This is a genomic window from Pseudoxanthobacter sp. M-2 (assembly GCF_046156265.1).
Taxonomy (GTDB): Bacteria; Pseudomonadota; Alphaproteobacteria; order Rhizobiales; family Segnochrobactraceae; genus CAMDHY01.
Genome location: NZ_JAWDIR010000044.1, coordinates 140,988 through 158,830, shown reverse-complemented (window position 1 = coordinate 158,830; position 17,843 = coordinate 140,988). Strand labels below are relative to the sequence as shown.

18 protein-coding genes and 1 pseudogene are annotated in these 17,843 nt (G+C 71.7%); 7 read left to right on the top strand and 12 right to left on the bottom strand.

Going from position 1 to position 17,843, the window contains the following annotated elements; genetic code table 11:
• The first annotated feature begins 18 nt into the window (after positions 1-18).
• The 5 genes and pseudogenes from RUR49_RS20550 (at position 19) to RUR49_RS20530 (ending at position 4,767) form a co-directional block, all read left to right on the top strand.
• Positions 19-702, top strand: coding sequence for a sulfotransferase family 2 domain-containing protein (locus RUR49_RS20550; RefSeq protein ID WP_409148298.1), 684 nt, complete (start codon positions 19-21; stop codon positions 700-702).
• A gap of 345 nt (positions 703-1,047) precedes the next feature.
• Complete coding sequence (locus tag RUR49_RS20545) at positions 1,048-2,580, top strand: acyl-CoA carboxylase subunit beta (RefSeq protein WP_409148297.1); 1,533 nt, start codon at positions 1,048-1,050, stop codon at positions 2,578-2,580.
• A 109-nt stretch (positions 2,581-2,689) separates the two neighbouring features.
• Positions 2,690-3,555 (top strand): annotated as a pseudogene (locus tag RUR49_RS20540) (SDR family NAD(P)-dependent oxidoreductase).
• 14 nt (positions 3,556-3,569) lie between these two features.
• Complete coding sequence (locus RUR49_RS20535; protein WP_409148296.1) at positions 3,570-4,013, top strand: GNAT family N-acetyltransferase; 444 nt, start codon at positions 3,570-3,572, stop codon at positions 4,011-4,013.
• Positions 4,014-4,116: 103 nt separating this feature from the next.
• Entirely contained in the window at positions 4,117-4,767 is a 651-nt protein-coding gene (locus RUR49_RS20530) for a ribonuclease HII (protein ID WP_409148295.1), read from the top strand.
• A 73-nt stretch (positions 4,768-4,840) separates the two neighbouring features.
• Here RUR49_RS20530 and RUR49_RS20525 read toward each other — a convergent pair whose 3' ends face one another.
• From RUR49_RS20525 to RUR49_RS20480, 10 genes are all read right to left on the bottom strand, one after another.
• Complete coding sequence (locus RUR49_RS20525) at positions 4,841-5,407, bottom strand: hypothetical protein (RefSeq protein ID WP_409148294.1); 567 nt, start codon at positions 5,405-5,407, stop codon at positions 4,841-4,843.
• Between the two features lie 298 nt (positions 5,408-5,705).
• On the bottom strand, positions 5,706-6,185 hold the full coding sequence (locus tag RUR49_RS20520) for a F0F1 ATP synthase subunit B (RefSeq protein ID WP_409148293.1): 480 nt from the start codon (positions 6,183-6,185) through the stop codon (positions 5,706-5,708).
• A gap of 2 nt (positions 6,186-6,187) precedes the next feature.
• Positions 6,188-6,766, bottom strand: a complete 579-nt coding sequence (locus RUR49_RS20515; RefSeq protein WP_409148292.1) for a F0F1 ATP synthase subunit B — start codon at positions 6,764-6,766, stop codon at positions 6,188-6,190.
• Between the two features lie 219 nt (positions 6,767-6,985).
• The gene (locus RUR49_RS20510) at positions 6,986-7,210 is read right to left on the bottom strand and encodes a F0F1 ATP synthase subunit C (protein ID WP_409148291.1); all 225 of its coding nucleotides are present in this window, start codon (positions 7,208-7,210) and stop codon (positions 6,986-6,988) included.
• A gap of 70 nt (positions 7,211-7,280) precedes the next feature.
• The gene (locus RUR49_RS20505; protein ID WP_409148290.1) at positions 7,281-8,030 is read right to left on the bottom strand and encodes a F0F1 ATP synthase subunit A; all 750 of its coding nucleotides are present in this window, start codon (positions 8,028-8,030) and stop codon (positions 7,281-7,283) included.
• A gap of 114 nt (positions 8,031-8,144) precedes the next feature.
• Complete coding sequence (locus RUR49_RS20500; protein ID WP_409148289.1) at positions 8,145-8,528, bottom strand: AtpZ/AtpI family protein; 384 nt, start codon at positions 8,526-8,528, stop codon at positions 8,145-8,147.
• 237 nt (positions 8,529-8,765) lie between these two features.
• Complete coding sequence (locus RUR49_RS20495) at positions 8,766-12,218, bottom strand: chromosome segregation SMC family protein (RefSeq protein ID WP_409148288.1); 3,453 nt, start codon at positions 12,216-12,218, stop codon at positions 8,766-8,768.
• 87 nt (positions 12,219-12,305) lie between these two features.
• A complete protein-coding gene (locus RUR49_RS20490) occupies positions 12,306-12,944 on the bottom strand; it encodes a DsbA family protein (RefSeq protein WP_409148287.1) in 639 nt (212 codons plus the stop codon).
• A complete protein-coding gene (locus RUR49_RS20485; RefSeq protein ID WP_409148286.1) occupies positions 12,941-13,525 on the bottom strand; it encodes a DUF721 domain-containing protein in 585 nt (194 codons plus the stop codon). The genes RUR49_RS20490 and RUR49_RS20485 overlap by 4 nt, the downstream gene beginning before the upstream one ends.
• A 153-nt stretch (positions 13,526-13,678) precedes the next feature.
• Entirely contained in the window at positions 13,679-13,813 is a 135-nt protein-coding gene (locus tag RUR49_RS20480; protein WP_409148285.1) for a hypothetical protein, read from the bottom strand.
• An 18-nt stretch (positions 13,814-13,831) separates the two neighbouring features.
• Here RUR49_RS20480 and mutY point away from each other — a divergent pair, with 18 nt between their 5' ends.
• Complete coding sequence (gene mutY, locus RUR49_RS20475; protein WP_409148284.1) at positions 13,832-14,953, top strand: A/G-specific adenine glycosylase; 1,122 nt, start codon at positions 13,832-13,834, stop codon at positions 14,951-14,953.
• A gap of 33 nt (positions 14,954-14,986) precedes the next feature.
• On the opposite strand, the gene RUR49_RS20470 is transcribed toward mutY, so the two are convergent.
• Entirely contained in the window at positions 14,987-15,670 is a 684-nt protein-coding gene (locus tag RUR49_RS20470) for a hypothetical protein (protein ID WP_409148283.1), read from the bottom strand.
• Between the two features lie 153 nt (positions 15,671-15,823).
• On the opposite strand from RUR49_RS20470, the gene RUR49_RS20465 reads away from it, so the two are divergent.
• Complete coding sequence (locus RUR49_RS20465) at positions 15,824-16,264, top strand: c-type cytochrome (protein WP_409148282.1); 441 nt, start codon at positions 15,824-15,826, stop codon at positions 16,262-16,264.
• Positions 16,265-16,282: 18 nt separating this feature from the next.
• On the opposite strand, the gene RUR49_RS20460 is transcribed toward RUR49_RS20465, so the two are convergent.
• On the bottom strand, positions 16,283-17,479 hold the full coding sequence (locus RUR49_RS20460) for a site-specific DNA-methyltransferase (RefSeq protein ID WP_409148281.1): 1,197 nt from the start codon (positions 17,477-17,479) through the stop codon (positions 16,283-16,285).
• Positions 17,480-17,843 lie beyond the last annotated feature (364 nt).

Genomic DNA, 17,843 nt, shown 5'->3' with positions numbered 1-17,843 from the left:
CTGGACGCGCCCTTCCCGATGATCCTCTGCCACCGCCACCGCTTCATCTTCCTGAAGACCTGGAAGACCGGCTCGACCAGCATCGAGCTCGGCCTCGGCGGCGTCTGCGGGCCGGACGACGTCATCACCCCGGTCGGCCACGACGAGAAGCTGCGCGTCGGCCCGCCGCCGCAGAACCAGAACCTGCCGATGAAGCGCTGGCCGCTCACCGCCTACGCGCTGATGGCGATCGGCCGCAGCCGGGCCGAGGCGGGGGTGAAGTTCTTCAACCACATGCGCGGCGAGCAGGTGAAGCGCATGGTGCCGGCAGCCGTCTGGCGCGACTACGTCAAGATCTCGATCGAGCGGAACCCCTGGGACCGCGAGGTCTCGCACTATTTCTGGCGCAACCGCGACCCCAACACGCGGCCGAGCTTCCGCGACTATGTGCTGAACGACGACCGCAAGAAGATCAACAACTGGTCGATCTACACGATCGACGACAAGATCGTCGCCGACGTGATGCTGCACACCGAGACGCTGTCGGAGGACTACGGCAAGCTGTCCGCACGCCTCGGCGTCGACCTGCCGGCGCTGCCCTCGGCGAAGTCGAACTACCGCCGCGACCACCGCCCCTACCGCGAGCTTTACGACGCGGAGACGCGGGCGGTGATCGAGAAGCGCTACGCGCGGGAGATCGAGGCGTTCGGGTACGATTTCTGAGGGGGCGACGCGCGTCCGGTGCCACGATCGGGGCGCTCACAGGCCCCGCTCACCTCTCCCCCGCACCCCCTCTCCGTAGTCATTCCCGGCCTTGTGCCGGGAACCCATTCGCCCGCTCCGGGTGGCCGGTCGGCGGATCGAGGGCGATGCGTCCGCCGAGAGGGATGGGTTCCCGGCACAAGGCCGGGAATGACTCATCAAGGGTTTGCACCGCCCCACCTCTCGGGGCTTGGGACCGGCCGGCCTGCCAGGCCTCCCCGCCCCCTCGCCTTTCGATCAGGTGCGACGCTCCCGCGGCCATGCTATGAGCCGGCAACACGAACGGCAGGGCGGGACGGAGGGGGCATGCGCGATATCCTCGAGGAGCTCGAGCAGCGGCGGGCGGTGGCCCGGCTCGGCGGCGGCACCAAGCGCATCGACGCGCAGCACGCGCGCGGCAAGCTGACGGCGCGCGAGCGCATCGAGGTGCTGCTCGACGAGGGCTCCTTCGAGGAGTTCGACATGTTCGTCGAGCACCGCGCCACCGACTTCGGCATGGGCGAGACGAAGTATCCCGGCGACGGCGTCGTCACCGGCTGGGGCACCGTCAACGGCCGCACGGTCTACCTGTTCGCCAAGGACTTCACGGTGTTCGGCGGCTCGCTGTCGGAGACGCACGCCCAGAAGATCCTGAAGGTCCAGGACATGGCGCTCAGGAACCGCGCGCCGATCATCGGCCTGTTCGACGCCGGCGGCGCCCGCATCCAGGAGGGCGTCGCGGCGCTCGGCGGCTACGGCGAGGTGTTCCAGCGGAACGTGCTGGCGTCGGGCGTCATCCCGCAGATCTCCGTCATCATGGGGCCGTGCGCCGGCGGCGACGTCTATTCGCCGGCGATGACCGACTTCATCTTCATGGTGCGCGACACGAGCTACATGTTCGTCACAGGGCCGGACGTGGTGAAGACCGTCACCAACGAGACGGTGACGGCGGAAGAGCTCGGCGGCGCCTCGGTCCACACGACGAAGTCGTCGATCGCCGATGGCGGCTACGACGACGACGTGACCGCGCTCCTCGAGATGCGGCGCCTGATCGACTTCCTGCCCGCCAACAACCAGGCCGACGTGCCGGAGCTCTCGGTCTACGACGAGCCGGACCGGGTCGACCTGTCGCTCGACACGCTGATCCCCGACAACCCGAACAAGCCCTACGACATCAAGGAGCTGATCCTGAAGACGGTCGACGAGGGCGACTTCTTCGAGATCCAGGAGGCCTACGCCCGCAACATCGTCGTCGGCTTCGGCCGGATGGAGGGACGCACCGTCGGCATCGTCGCCAACCAGCCGATGGTTCTCGCCGGCGTGCTCGACAGTGACGCCTCCCGCAAGGCGGCGCGGTTCGTCCGCTTCTGTGATTGCTTCGGCATCCCGCTGATCACCTTCGTCGACGTGCCGGGCTTCCTGCCGGGCACGGCGCAGGAATATGGCGGCCTGATCAAGCACGGCGCGAAGCTGCTGTTCGCCTATGCCGAGGCCACCGTGCCGAAGGTGACGATCATCACCCGCAAGGCCTACGGCGGCGCCTACGACGTGATGGCCTCGAAGCACCTGCGCGGCGACCTCAACTATGCCTGGCCGACGGCCGAGATCGCCGTGATGGGGGCGAAGGGCGCGGTCGAGATCCTCTACCGGTCCGAGCTCGGCGATCCCGCCAAGATCGCGGCGCGCACCAAGGAATACGAGACGCGGTTCGCCAACCCGTTCGTGGCGGCCGAGCGCGGCTACATCGACGAGGTGATCATGCCCCACTCGACGCGCCGCCGCGTCTGCCGGGGCCTGCGCATGCTGCGCAACAAGCACCTCGAGAACCCCTGGAAGAAGCACGACAACATCCCGCTCTAGGGGCCGTGAAGCCGGTGCCCTGGCTTCGCGGCCCCTCGGGGTGACCCGCGAGCGCCGCGAAGGGGCACGCCGGCTGGAGCTGCCCCGCGGCGTCTTGAAGGAGGCCCTCATGTCCCACCCCGCCCTCGTTCCAGGCGCCGTCGCCGTCGTCACGGGTGGCGCGGCGGGCATCGGGCTCGCGAGCGCCGCCCGCTTCGCCCGCCTGGGGATGAAGGTCTGCATCGCCGACCTCGGCGCAGCAAAGCTGGCGGAGGCGGCCACCGTGCTGACGGAGGCCGCCGGCGATGCCGCGGCGGTGATGACGATGGAGACCGACGTCTCCGACCGCGCCGCGCTGGCGGCGCTGGAGGCGGCGGTCACCGCCCGCTTCGGCGGCACCGACGTGCTCATGAACAACGCCGGCATAACGCCGGCATCCAGCCGGGCAGCGACATCCTCGGGCCGCTGGAGAACTGGGAGCGGGTGCTCGCGGTCAACCTCTGGGGCGTCGTGCACGGCTCCCAGGTGTTCGTGCCCGGCATGATCGCCCGCGGCCGGCCGGGGCTCGTCATCAACACCGGCTCGAAGCAGGGCATCACCACGCCGCCGGGCGACCCGGCCTACAACGTCTCGAAGGCGGGGGTGAAGGCCTTCAGCGAGGCGCTGCAGCACACCCTGCGCAACACGGACGGGTCACGGCTCTCAGCCCACCTCCTCATCCCCGGCTTCGTCTGGACGGGGCTGACGGCCGGCGGCCGCACCGAGAAGCCGGCGGGCGCCTGGACGGCCGACGAGACCGCCGACTTCATGCTGGAGCGCCTCGCCGCCGGCGACTTCTACATCCTCTGCCCCGACAACGACGTGCCGCGCGCCCTCGACGAACGCCGCATCCTCTGGGCCGCCGGCGACATCGTCGAGAACCGCCCGCCCCTGTCGCGCTGGCACCCGGACTATGCCGAGGCGTTCAAGGCATTCGCGGCGAAGACGGATCGTTGACCCCGGGAGACCCCATGTCCCTCACAATCCGCCCGATCGCCGCTTCCGACCGCACCGGGTGGGACCCGTTGTGGGCGGGCTATCTCGTCTTCTACGAGGAGGACCTTCCCCCGCACATCACCGAGGAGACGTGGCGGCGGCTCATCGATCCGGCGGTGGACCCGCACGGGCTGGTGGCGGTCGATGCGGACGGGCGGCTCGTCGGCTTCGCGCACTACCTGTTCCATCGTTCCACCTGGGCGATCGGGCCCTACTGCTATCTGGAGGACCTGTTCGTCGCCTCCGACGTGCGCGGCGGCGGGGTCGGCAAGGCGCTGATCGAGGCGACCTATGCCGCCGCCGACGCGGCCGGCGCCGAAGCGACCTACTGGATGACGCAGCACTTCAACGAGAAGGGCCGCCGCCTCTACGACCACGTCGGCAAGCTGACGCCGTTCATCAAATATCAGCGGCCGTAGAGGCATTGCTTCAGCCCGCGGCGACTGACGCCCCCCTGAACAGCGGGGACGGCGCGGAAGGCCGCGTTGCGAATCATCCCCGGCCCCGCCACCCTGCCCGCCCATGAACGCGTTGCCGCTCTTCCCCGACCTCGTGCCGGACGTGCCCGACCCCGCCCTCGACCGGGCGGCGCGCAAGGCGTTCGGCGGACCGGTCTGCGGGGTCGACGAGGCCGGACGCGGGCCCTGGGCCGGGCCGGTGGTGGTGGCGGCCGTGGTCTTCCACGGCAAGCGGCCGCCGGAGGGGCTCGGCGATTCCAAGGTTCTGACGGCGGAGGCGCGCGAGCGGCTGTTTTCCGCGATCCTCGACGTGGCGGACGTCTCGGTGGTGCTCGCCTCGCCCGGCCGCATCGACGCCATGAATATCCGCGGCGCGACGCTGTGGGCGATGGCACGCGCCGTCGCGGGCTTGTCCGACCGGCCGGCGGGCGCGCTGGTCGACGGGCGCGACGTGCCGCCGGGGCTCTCCTGCGAGGGCCGCGCGCTGGTCCGCGGCGACGCCCGCTCGCCTTCGATCGCGGCTGCCTCGATCGTCGCCAAGGTGACGCGCGACCGGCTGATGACGGCGCTCGCCGGCTCCGTGCCCGGCTACGGCTTCGAGCGCCACAAGGGCTACGGCACCGCCGAACACGCCGCCGCCCTCGCGGAGCTCGGCGTCTGCATCCATCACCGCCGCTCGTTCGAGCCGGTGCGGGCGCGGCTCGCGCTCGGCTGATGCGAAAGCGGGCCGCGGTCACCCGCAGCCCGTTCCGTCGTCCGCCGGCCGGTTGTCCAGGCCGGGTTGCGCGTTACAGCTTGCGGCACTGGTCTTCCTTGTTGCCCTGCACGGTGTTGCCGCCGCCGACCGGGGCCGGTGCGTTCTCCTTGCACTGCAGGTTGCCGTCGACGACGTTCGCCTCGACGGTGACGCCGCCGGTGTTCTGAAAGGCCTGCACGTCGGCGCCGACGGTGTTGCCGACGACCTTCATCGCGCCCTTGTTCTGCTCGAGCTGGATCGAGCCGTCGACCGTGCTCGATTCGACCATCGCGGCGCCGCCCTGCTTCACCTGCACCGAGCCGCCGACGCGCGAGGCGCGGCGCACCGTCACCGCCTTGGCGCCCTCGGCCTGGACGTTGCCGATCACCACCACCCGCGCGGCGACCAGGGTGGCGCCGGTCTCGACGACGATCGACCCCTTCACGCGGGTGCCGTCGAGCTTGCAGGTGGCCTTCGAGGGCACCTTCAGATTGTCGACCGTCACCTTGCCGAGCGACGAGCGGCAGATCCGCTCCTCGGCGCTGGTGGGCGTGGCGGCGGCGAGCGCCATCGGCACGGCTAAGGCGGCGAAAACCGCGGCGGACATGAACTTCGACATCTGCGTCTCCTGATTTCCGGACCCGGCGCCTCGGCGCCGGTCACCCCACGACATCGACCGTCGCCGCGAGGCTCAGACCGGTCGCCGAAGGGCGGGCCGGCGCCGTCTCGGGGCGCACAGGGGAAGAACGCGAGGGGGGCCGGCTTATTCCGCGGAGTCGCAGAAAAATGCGCGTGGAGGGATGTCGGCGGTGGGCCCGTCGCGCGCCGAAGGGTGCCGGAAACGACGAAGGCCGCCCCGTTGCCGGAGCGGCCTTCGCAAAATCTGTCCGGCGCGCCGCGCGGGCGGCGCGGGGGCCTCAGTTGAGGCGGGCCTTCACCGTGGCGATGCCCTCGTCGAGGAGGCGACCGGCGACGTCGCCCTTCACCTTGTCCTCGAGGATGACCCGGGCGGCGGCCACCGCCACCTCGGCGGCGCGGGCGCGCACCTCGGCGACGGCCTGGGCCTCGGCCTGGGCGATCTTCGTCTCGGCGGTGGCGGTGCGCCGGGCGATCATCTCGTCCAGCGCCGCGCGGGCGTCGGTGGTCATGCGCTCGGCCTCGACCTTGGCGGTCGACAGGATCGTCTCGGCCTCGGCCTCGGCTTCCTTGCGCTTGCGCTGGTACTCGGCGAGCACGGCCTGCGCTTCCTCGCGCAGGCGACGCGCCTCCTCCAGCTCGCGACGGATGCGGTCGGCGCGGTTGTCGAGGGCGGCCGTGATCTTGGCCGGAACCTTCAGGTAGGCGATCAGCACGAAGAACAGGATGAGGCCGACCAGCGCCCAGAATGTCGCGTCCATGATCAGGCCTCCTGGCGCTTCACGCGGGCGACGGCAGCGGCCGCCTCGGCGGTGTCGACCGTCACCGGCGCGAGCCTTGCCACGACCGCCTCGGCGGCTTCGGTGGCGATGCCGTCGACTTCCGACAGTGCCTTGTCACGGATCGAGCGGATGCGCCCTTCCGCTTCGGCGAGCTTGCCGGCGAGACCGCTCTCCGCCGCCTTGCGCTTCTCGGCCAGATCGGCGTTCACAGCGGCGCGGCGCTCCTCGGCGATGGCCTGCGCCTTGCGGCGGGCCTCGGCGAGCTCCGCCTCGTAGGTCTCGATGACGCGCTCGCTCTCCTCCTTGAGGCGTGAAGCCTCTGCGAGGTCGCCGACGATGCGGTCGCTGCGGTCCTCGAGGATGCCGCCGATGCGCGGCACGACCACCCGGGCCATCAGGTAGTAGAGCAGCCCGAAGGTGATCGCGAGCCAGAACAGCTGCGAGGCGAACGTCGTCGTATCGAACGGCGGGAAGACGACGGCGTGATCACCTGCGTGTTCCACGGCGGCGCCTCCCACGTCGGTCGCCAACTCCTGCATCACTTCGCTTTCGGTCGCCATCGACCTCTCCCGTCCGGGCACCGGGTCCCGACGTGCCAAAGCCACTCTGCACAGCGCAGGCCGCGACCCCACCGCGCCCCGAGGGGGCGGACAGCGGGAGCGCGGCGCGCACCGGGCGACCGATCCGCATCATCGCCCGGTCTCGGGCGCGATGCCGACCGGTCGCGTCGTCCTCGGGCGGTGCCGGCGCGAAGGCCGGCGCCGCCGGGCGCGACGCGATCAGGTGAACAGCAGGATCAGGGCGACGAGCAGCGAGAAGATGCCGAGCGCCTCGGTCACGGCGAAGCCGAAGATCAGGCGGCCGAACTGGCCGTCGGCGGCCGACGGGTTGCGCAGGGCGCCGGCGAGGTAGTTGCCGAAGATGTTACCGAGGCCGACGGCCGCGCCGCCCATGCCGAGACAGGCGATACCGGCGCCGATGGCCTTTGCCGCATCCGCTTCCATGTGTGTGCTCCTTGGTGAAAGGCGGGATGATGAGAACGTGTCGAACGGGACGGGCGACGCCGCCCTGGCCTCAGTGGCCGGGGTGGATCGCGTCGTTGAGGTACATGCAGGTCAGCACGGTGAAGACGTAGGCCTGCAGGAAGGCGACGAGGAACTCGAGCGCTGTCAGCGCCACCGTCATGCCGAGCGGCAGCACGGCGCCAAGCCAGCCGCCGATGCCGAGCCCGCCGAGGGTGACGATGAAGGCGGCGAACACCTTCAGCGTGATGTGGCCGGCGAGCATGTTGGCGAACAGACGGACGGAGAGGCTGATCGGCCGCGACAGGAAGGAGATGATCTCGATCAGCGAGACGAGCGGGATCAGCGCCATCGGCACGCCGCTCGGGATGAAGATGCCGAAGAAGTGGGTGCCGTGCCGCACGAGGCCGACGATCACCACCGTCAGGATCACCAGCATCGCCAGCGCGAACGTCACGATGATGTGGCTCGTCACCGTGAAGAAGTAGGGGAACATGCCCCACAGGTTGGCGAACAGGATGAACATGAACAGCGAAAAGACGAGCGGGAAGAACCGCATGCCCTCGGTTCCTGACGAGCTTCGCAAGGTGTTTGCGACAAACTCGTAGGACATCTCGGCCATCGACTGCCAGCGATTGGGCACGAGGCCGCGACCGGTGGTGGACAGCACGAGGAAGAGGACGACGGAGCCGACCGTCAGCGCCATGAACAGGGCGGAATTGGTGAAAGAGAGATCAACGCCAGCGACGTCGATGTCGACGATGGGTTTGATAACGAACTGGGAGATCGGGTCGTTCGCCACCGTCTAGCCCCTCTGCGCGCGGGCTCGCGCCCGCTCCGTCTCGTTGGCCGGCATCGCCGCCGGAACTCCGGGCCGGCATTTGCCGACCCGCCGTCTGCCGCGGCGTTCCCGCCGTCAGCGCTTCGTCGGATCTCGCCCCGGTGTGGTCGCCCGGCCGGTGACCCTCAGTACGTTGAGGACGCCGGCCGCGAAACCCAGCAGCAGGAAAATCACCAGCCCGATCGGCGAGATACCGAAGAACCAGTCGACGATCCAGCCGATACCGCCACCGACGATGACGCCGGCGATGAACTCGGAACTGACCCGCACCGCCTGCCCCCACCCCGACGAGGCCGTCGAGGCGGAAGAAGCCGGCTCGTCCTTCGCGCCGGGCCGATCGAGCGATCGGCCGAGGCGCTGCAGACGGTCCGCCAGGGCGCGATCGTCTTCCGGACGCCCATTTCCGTGCTCACCGCCCGGCCCCGAGGGGCCTCGTCCGCCAGAGCCGCGATCGGACATCGCGTCCAGCCTCCTGAAAGCGGCCACCCGGATGGCTCCGGGAGGCATCGCAGCACGTCTTGGCGTGTCGCGCAGAAACGGGCCTCGCGGGGCCGACCACCCCTGAAACCGGGCGCACAATAGTCAGGCGCCGGAGCCGCTGTCAAGGAATCCCCGGAAGGCCACAAAGCTTTGAAAGATAATAAGTTTCGGTCGTGGCGCGGGGTTGCGACAATCGGCCCGCCGGGCCTGCGGCGCTCAGCCGGCCTGACGAAACTCCTCCGCCGTCTCCAGGCTCACCGACACCACCTGGGAGACGCCGCGCTCGGCCATCGTCACGCCGAACAGCCGGTTCATCCGCGCCATCGTGATCGGATTGTGGGTGACGATGAGGAAGCGGGTGTCGGTGCGCTTCGTCATTTCGGCGACGAGATCGCAGAAACGCTCGACATTGGCGTCGTCGAGCGGGGCGTCGACCTCATCGAGCACGCAGATCGGCGCCGGGTTGGTGAGGAAGACCGCGAAGATCAGCGCCATCGTCGTCAGCGCCTGTTCGCCACCCGACAGCAGCGTCAGCGTCTGCGGCTTCTTGCCGGGCGGGCGCGCGATGATCTCGAGACCGGCCTCCAGCGGGTCGTCCGAATCGACCAGTGCCAATTCGCCCTCACCACCGTCGAAGAGGTGGCGGAACAGCGAGCGGAAGTGGCCGTCGACGACGGTGAAGGCGGCGAGCAGGCGCTGGCGCGCCTCGCCGTTCAGCGTCTGGATCGCCTGGCGGAGGCGGCGAATCGCCTCGACGAGCTCGTCGCGCTCGGAGACCAGGGTGTCGCGGCGGGTTTCGGCCTCCACGACCTCCTCCTCCGCCCGCAGGTTGACGCCGCCGAGCCGTTCGCGCTCGAGCTTCAGCCGCTCGAGGCGGGCTTCGAGGCCGGCCGGTTCCGGTAGCGGCGCCGCGGGTGCGAAGCCGGCGACCGTCGCCGCCTCTTCCGGCGGGGCGTCGAGGGCCTCGCCGATCGCCGCCTCGATCTCGGCGCGGCGCTGGAGGGCGGCTTCGCGCCGCTCCTCGGCGCGGCCGCGCAGTTCGCGCGCCGCCGACAGGGCCTCCAGCGCATCGCGTGCGGCCCGGTCGGCGACGGCGAGCGCTGCCTCCCCGGCGGTGCGGGCCTCCGTGGCGGCCGACGCCGTGGCCTCGGCTGTGGCGATCTCCTCGACCAGCGCGCGGCGGCGGCGGCCGATCTCGACGGGGGCGTCGGCAAGCGCCGCCTGCTCGGTGACGATCGCCGCCCGGCGGTCGGCGAGCTGGGTGCGGTGGGCGGTCGCCGCGGCGACGCGCTCGCCGGCGGTCTCGCGCTCGGCGACGATCTGGCGGCGGCGGCGGCCGCGCAGCTCGGCCTCGCGGGCATGGGTGGCGGCGGCGGCGCGCGCCTCGCCGGCGGCGGCACGGCGCTCCGCCACGACGGCGCGGCGCTCGGCGATGACGGTGTCCTCGGAGCCAGCGACCGGAGCGTCGGCGAGGGCCTGACGGGCGGCGGCGTGCGCCGTCGCGGCTGCCTCTCGATCGGCGGCGCGACGGTCCGCGAGGTCGGCGAGCGAGCGTGCCTTGGCGTCGACCTCGGCTAGGCGGCGCTCGGCCTTGGCGAGGCCGTCGCGGGCGCGGGCGACGTCGGCCTGGCGGGCGCGGACGGCCTCGCGCGCCGCCCGCTCGGCAGCGCCGGTGGGGCCTACGGCGGCCTGGGCGTCCGCGTGGGTGGCCCGAGCCGCCTCGGCGGCAGTGCGCGCGGTGGCAGCGGCGGCCTCGACCTCGGCGAGGCGATTGCGCTCGGCGAGGCGCTGGGCGGCGGCGGTCGGGGCATCTGCGGCGGCGACGAAGCCGTCCCAGCGCCACAGGTCGCCGGCCCGGCTGACGAGGCGCTGGCCGGGCTTCAGCAGCGGCCGCAGCGCTGCTGTCTCGGCGGGCTCGACGAGGCCGATCTGGGCGAGGCGGCGGGCGAGCGCCAGCGGCACGCGGACATGGGCAGAGAGCGGCGCGACGCCCGAGGGTAGCGGCGGATCGCCCGCAGCCTCCGCACCCTCCCAGCGCGACGCCGCGCGCGGGTCGAGCGAGGCCTCGAGGTCGTCGCCCAAAGCAGCGGCGAGGGCGCGCTCGTAGCCGCGGTCGGCGGAGACGGCGTCGAGCACCGGCGCGTGGCCGCCGGGGGTGGCGGCGGCGAGCACGCGGGCGAGCGCCTTCGCCTCGGCCTCGAGCCGGGCGAGAGCGGTGTCCGCCGCCTGAGCCGGAGCGCGGGCTGCGGCCTCGCGCTCGCGGGCGCCGGTTGCGGCGGCTTCGGCGGCGGCGAGCGCCGCCTCGGCCTCGGTCTGGGCGGTCTCGGCAGCAGCCAGCGCGGCGCGCAGCGGCTCGCAGCCGGCACCGGCGCGGGTCGCCTCGACCGCGGCGCGTTCGCGGGACAGGGTTTCGAGCTCGCGGTCGAGGCCGGCGAGACGGGCGGCGGCCTCACGCTCGCCGCGCTCCAGCGCCGCACGACGGGCACTCGCATCGGCGGCGCGCCGGGTCGCCTCCGCCAGCGCCGATTCGGCCTCCGCGAGCGCGGCTTCAGCGGCCGTCTGCTCGGCCGCCAGCGCGACCGAGCGCGCCTCGACGGCCGCGTCTTCGGCGGCGAGCGCGGCGTCCTCCTCGTCGAGGGCGGTGAGACGGGCGCGCGCCTCGTCGCCGACGGCGGCGGCGCGCACCGCGTCGACCTCCACCTCGGCGGCACGGCGCTCGAGCTCGGCGATCCGCTGGACCGTGCGCTTCTCTTCCGCCGCGAGCGCCTCGGCGGCGAGGCGCAGGCGCTGCAGGGCGGCGGTGGCGGACGCCTCGCGCTCGCGCACCGGCGGCATCGCCGCGGCCGCAACCGCCTGGTCACGGGCGGCGTCCGACTGCACCGCGGCGCGCGTCTCGACCGCGGCTGCCGCGGCGGCGAGCGCCTCGTCGGCATCGGTGACGGCGGCGCGGGCTGCGATCCACTTGAGGTAATGCAGCCCCGCCTCGACCTTGCGGATCTCGCCGGAGAGGTTGCGGTAGCGCGAGGCCTGGCGGGCCTGGCGGCGCAGGCCGTCGAGGCGACCCTCGATCTCGGTGATGACGTCCTCGACGCGGGCGAGGTTCTGCTCGGCGGCGCGCAGCCGCAGCTCCGCCTCGTGGCGGCGCGAGTGCAGGCCGGTGATGCCGGCCGCCTCCTCGAGGATGCCGCGGCGCTGGGCGGGCTTCGCCGCGATCAGCTCGCCGATCTGGCCCTGCCGCACCAGCGCCGGCGAGCGGGCGCCGGTGGAGGCATCGGCGAACAGCAGCTGCACGTCGCGGGCACGGACGTCGCGGCCGTTGACGCGGTAGACCGAGCCCGCCTCGCGTTCGATGCGGCGCGTCACCTCCAGCGTGTCGGCGTCGTTGAAGCCGGCGGGAGCGGTGCGGTCGGCGTTGTCGAGGACGAGGGTGACTTCCGCGCGGTCGCGCGCCGGGCGGCGCGTCGACCCGGAGAAGATGACGTCGTCCATGCCGGAGGCGCGCAGGCTCTTCGACGAGCTCTCGCCCATCACCCAGCGCAGCGCCTCGACGAGGTTGGACTTGCCGCAGCCATTGGGGCCGACCACGCCGGTCATGCCGGTCTCGATCGGCACGTCCGTCGGCTCGACGAAGGTCTTGAAGCCGGCGATGCGGAGCTTGACGAACTTCAAGGTCGGCCCCCCGGGAGGGTCGGGGCCGACGGACCGGCGGCGCGCACGCCTGCGCGCGCGCCGCCGGACTTCGGAAGGCGCGGCTCGCTAGGGCAGCATGGGCTCCAGGATCGCGTCGAACTCGCCAATCGTCTTGGCCCCGCGGACCACCTGACCGTTGACGAAGAAGGTCGGGGTCGAATCGACACCGAACTGCGCGCCACGGTCCTTGACGCCGTTCACTCCGTCGAGGAGCTCCTGATTCGTCAAGCAGGCCTCGAAGCTCTCCTGTGTGAAACCGGCCTGCTTCGACAGGTTCAGGAGGGCAGCCACCGGATCGTCGGTGCGCGTCCAGTCGGCCTGCTTCTCGAAGAACAGGTCGACCATGCCGAAATATTTGCCGTCACCGGCGCAACGCGACAGCATGAAGGCGGCGGCGGCGAGCGGATCGAGCGGGAACTCGCGCATGATGAAGCGCACCTTCCCGGTGTCGATGTATTTCTCCTTCAGCGCCGGATAGGTCTGCATGTGGAAGGCGGCGCAGTGGCCGCAGGTGAGCGATGCGTACTCGATGATCGTCACCGGCGCGTCGGCCGAACCGATCGCCTCGTCGCCCAGTGGCCCGGCCTCGGTGAGGGCCGCCATATCGACGGTCTGCGCCCATGCGGGCAGCGGCGCCAGTCCGAAGCCGGCGACGGCCGACAGTGCGACGGCACCGCCGATGACCTCTCTGCGGGTCAGTCTCAAGTGGGAACTCCTCGATGCGCAGGGGAAAAGGGGGGCTTCACCCTCGCCGTGGACGAGGATGGAACCGCAGGATTGGGGCGAACATGGGGACCGGCCGGAGCGGGTCCAGAGGACAAGACCGCGCGCCCGAGCCGCTCGACCGCCTGCCGGAGCCCGCCATTGGCGATGCCGCCGGCCCTCGCGGCCAATGCGGCAGCCTCGTCGGGGGCGAGCGGACGCGTGCGCCGGCGGACCGGCGGGGGCGGCGGCGGGCGGAAATTCTGCTCGACGCGAATGCGGGCGATCGCCCGCCAGCCGAGGAAGGCGTTGAGGCGCTCGACGAGTTGCGGGCCGGCGTGGGTGAGGATGAGGGCGGTCGGACCGTCGGCGGAAACCATGAGGGTCGCCGGTTCGCCCTCCCCCGCCTCACCGCGCCGACGCGGCCAGACGAGCTTCTCGGGCCGCGAGCCTTCCGCCACCTCGGCGCCGACGAGTTCCGGCCAGAGCGTCACCAGCTCCGAGGACGCGAAGCCGCGCCGGCGGCAGGCCGGGTCGATGGCGCGGCCGACGAGGTCGGCGATCGGGCGGGGCTCGCGCCGCATCCGCCGGTGTCCTTTCACGTCACGGCGCCATCCGCGGCGTCGCAAGAGAGCGCCGAGCCCCCGCGGTCCGGCTGGTGCAGTGTCGCGCAGGTGCGGCGGGGGACGCAAGCGCTGCGGTGCAAACACAGACCCGAGGCCAACCGGAAGCAGTGCTCACTCCGGGAACAGCAGCCAGTCGCGGTCGCGTGCCCCGTGCAGCACATGCAGCCCCTGCACGGTTTCATCCTCGATTCCAAAGCCGGTGTGGATGGCCCGCCGGTGCGCTATCGAAGCGGCGGGAAGGTCCACTATCTTGGCGCCATGCTCATGCAGGCTCCCACGACCCCTCAGACATCACCCCTCCCGGCCCCTCGCGCTGCCGACCTGCTCGCCTGGTACGACCGGCATGCGCGGCGGCTGCCGTGGCGGGCAGGACCGGCCGAGCGGCGGCAGGGCGCGCGGCCGGATCCCTACCGGGTGTGGCTGTCGGAGGTGATGCTGCAGCAGACCACGGTGGCCGCCGTGAAGGGCTACTTCGAGGCCTTCACCGCACGCTGGCCGACGGTCGGCGACCTCGCGGCGGCCGACGAGGGCGACGTGATGAAGGCGTGGGCGGGCCTCGGCTACTACGCCCGCGCCCGCAACCTGAAGCGCTGCGCCGAAGTGGTGGCGGCCGACCACGGCGGCCGCTTTCCCGGCGAGGAAGCTGGCCTCTCGGCGCTTCCCGGCATCGGCGCCTATACGTCGGCGGCGATCGCGGCGATCGCCTTCGACCAGCCGGCAGCCGTCGTCGACGGCAATGTCGAGCGGGTGTTCACGCGGCTCTACGCGATCGAGACGCCGCTGCCGGCGGCGAAGGCACTGGTGCGCGAGCGCGTCGCAGCACTGGTGCCGGCGGACCGGCCGGGCGAGTTCGCCGAGGCGACGATGGACCTCGGCGCGACGATCTGCACGCCGAAGCGGCCGGCCTGCAGCCTCTGCCCGTGGAGCGAGGCCTGCCGGGCGCGGGCCGCGGGCACGCAGGAGCTCTATCCGCTGAAGGCCGCCAAGACGGCGCGGCCGGTGCGGCGCGGCGCCGCCTTCGTCGCGGTACGCACCGACGGTGCCGTGCTGGTGCGACGTCGCCCGCCGCGCGGCCTGCTCGGCGGCATGACCGAGGTCCCCGGCAGCGAATGGCGGGCGGAGCCCCCGGAGAATCCGGCCTCGCACGCCCCGCTCGCCGCCGAGTGGCGACGGTTGCCGGCGCCGGTGGCGCACACTTTCACGCACTTCCACCTGGAGCTCGACGTGTGGCGCGCCAGCGTGCCGACGGCGACGGCCGCACCGGCCGGAATGTGGTGGTCGGCGGCGGCCGACATCGACGGCGAGGCGCTGCCCTCGCTCTTCCGCAAGGTCGTCGCCGGGGCGCTCGAGGCACCGGTATCGACCGGCCGGCCGCGGAAGCGCTGACGCCGCGCTACCCCAATAGTGGCGTAGCAGCCGTCAGTCGAAGGTGAACCACTTCATCAGGTCGGTCGCCTGGCGTCGGGACAGGGCGTCGTCCGCCCCCGTCTTGACGTCGACGATGAGCAGCATCGTCTTCGCATCGATGACGAAGGTCTGGTCGTACATGCCGTACTGCTTGCCGTCCGGCATATTCATTCCGTAAATCAGATCGGCGAACAGGAAGTCGATCTTGCCGGTGGTGAACTTCCGCGGCTGCATCGTCATCTCGAAGCCGATCGTATTCGACCTCTTCAAGCCGATGACGTTGTCGAGAACCCAGCGGGCGCGGTCGAAGGTGTCGCCCTCGCCACGCTGCGTCGCGAAGATGCTGATGCTCGGCGACATCGAGGCGTCCGGTGCGGGCCGCGTGAACTCGATGACCGGCATGTAGTCGCCGTACTTCAGGTCCATCAGCGCGATCTCGGTGTGGAAGTTCGCGCGCGGGTCCGGCACCCGCTGGCCGGCCACCGTGTAGACCCCCCACCCCGGCGGCGCTTCGAAGGTGAATTTCAGACCGGGAAAGCGATGGGTGGTCGTGGCAGCCGCCGGGGCGACCGCCGACAGGCCCGCGACGACGGCGACCAGGAGCCCGACCGCGGCTATTGCCAGCCGGCGGCCGGCGGCGTGCAAGAGGCCCGGCCGGCCTGCCGGCACGACGCCGCAGATATTCACTTCACCCATCTGCACGCGCCCCTTTGTGAACCTCGAATCCGAGGGATAGCATGGCGGTCACTGCGCCGGAATCGCGGCGGCGCGGTGGCGACGCGGCCTAGCGACCGCCCGCAGCAGAAGCGCAGCAGCGCCGGCGCGCGATCGGGGGAGGCTGCCATCGATATGTCGGCACCGAGCGGCGCCATCGCCGCGGCAGCGCTCGTCCTCGCCTTGACGGCAATCGGCCTTGCCGGTGGCTTGGCCGCTTCGGCGCAGGACGCTGGCACGGCGGCGCCGCGCGACGGCTGGTTCACCGCCGCCCAGGCGACGAGCGGCCAGCAGCTCTTCAACAACTACTGCGCCGAGTGCCACCGCCCGGACCTCACCGGCGCCGACGGCCCGGCGCTGAAGGGCCCGGCGTTCCTGAAGACATTCGGCGGACAGCCGCTGTCGGACCTCTACGGCGTCGAGCACACGACGATGCCGGCCGTGAACCCCGGCTCGCTGCCAGCGTCGACGCTGCTGCCGATCACCGCCTTCATCCTGCAGCAGAACGGCTTTCCGGCGGGCGAGGTGCCCCTCGACGAGACGGCGCTGATGCGGACGCTGCCGGCGGCGCCGTAGGCGCGACGGCGGCCGGCCTCAGGCGCCGCTGGCAAACGCCGCGCGGATGCGCTCGCGCAGCGCGTCGATCGGCTGCGGGCCGGCACCCTGGTCGAGGTGCCAGAAGGTCCAGCCGTTGCACGCCTCGAGGCCCTGCACGAGAGCGCCGACCTTGTGGATCGAGCCGACGTGGGCGCCCGATTCGAGGCAGCCGTCGGCACGCACCAGGGCGCGGTGGCGGCGGCGGGAATCGGTGACTTCCGTTCCCGGGGCGACGAGGCCGGCCTCCAGCAACGCCCCGAACGGCACGCGCGGCGCGCCGCGCTTGCCGGCGAGCGTTTCCAGCGCCCCGTCGGGGGCCGGCTCGACGGCGGCGATGCGGGCGCGGGCAGCGGCCGCATAGCCCTCGTCGCGCTCGATGCCGATGAAGCGGCGGCCGAGCTTGCGGGCGGCGGCGCCGGTGGTGCCGGAGCCGAAGAACGGGTCGAGGACGACGTCGCCGGGCTTCGTCGAGGCGAGCAGCACGCGGTAGAGCAACGCCTCCGGCTTCTGGGTCGGGTGCAGCTTGCTCCCCTCTCCGTCGCGCAGGCGCTCGCCGCCGGAGCAGATCGGCAAGTTCCAGTCGGAGCGCATCTGCAGATCGTCGTTGAAGGCCTTCAGCGCGTGATAGTTGAAGGTGTAGCCCTTCTCGTCGCGGTCGCGCGCCGCCCAGATCAGCGTCTCGTGGGCGTTGGCGAAGCGGCGGCCGCGGAAGTTCGGCATCGGGTTCGACTTCACCCAGACGACGTCGTTCAGCACCCAGTAGCCGAGGTCCTGCAGGCTCGTGCCGACGCGGAAGATGTTGTGGTAGGAGCCGATCACCCACAGCGTGCCGTTGGGCTTCAGGAGCCGGCGGGCGGCGGCGAGCCAGCGGCGGGTGAACGTGTCGTAGGTGGCGAACGAGTCGAAGCGGTCCCAGTCGTCGTCGACGGCGTCAACGCGGGACTGGTCGGGCCGGTGGAGCGCGCCTTCGAGCTGCAGGTTGTAGGGCGGATCGGCGAAGACGACGTCGACGGAGCCGGCCGGCAGGCTCTCCATCACGGCGATCGAATCGCCGACCAGCACCTCGTCGAGCGGCAGGCGCGCGGTGTCGCCGCCGATCGCGACGCGGGCGGAGCTGGTCCGGCGCGGCCGTCGGCCGACGTCCTCGCCGACCCCGCGATCGACTACACGAACGGTTGCGGCAATCGGGCTCATCGGTGAGCGGCTCCCCTCCAGCGATCGGACTGGGAGCCTCGCGAACCGGCGTGAAGTCGAGGTTAAGCGGCAGGCTTAACGAAACAATTATATCAGCCTGTGCAACGGCTTGTTTACCATGGCGGAAGCTTCCCGTGAGGGCTGGACGGGCCCCTGGGTGGCGCCGTGGCGCGCGGGCCGGTGCGCGCTGCCGACTGGTCCGGTGACCGGACCAGTCGGCCGTAACCCGGAACGCGAAGCGGGGCGTCGTTGCCGACGCCCCGCGAAGCTAGTGCGCATCGCGACGCAGAACCTTCAAGCGACGCGCAGGCAGAGAGTGGCGCGTTATCGTAAAGGTCAGGTTAAGGCGGAGAGGGCCGCGTCT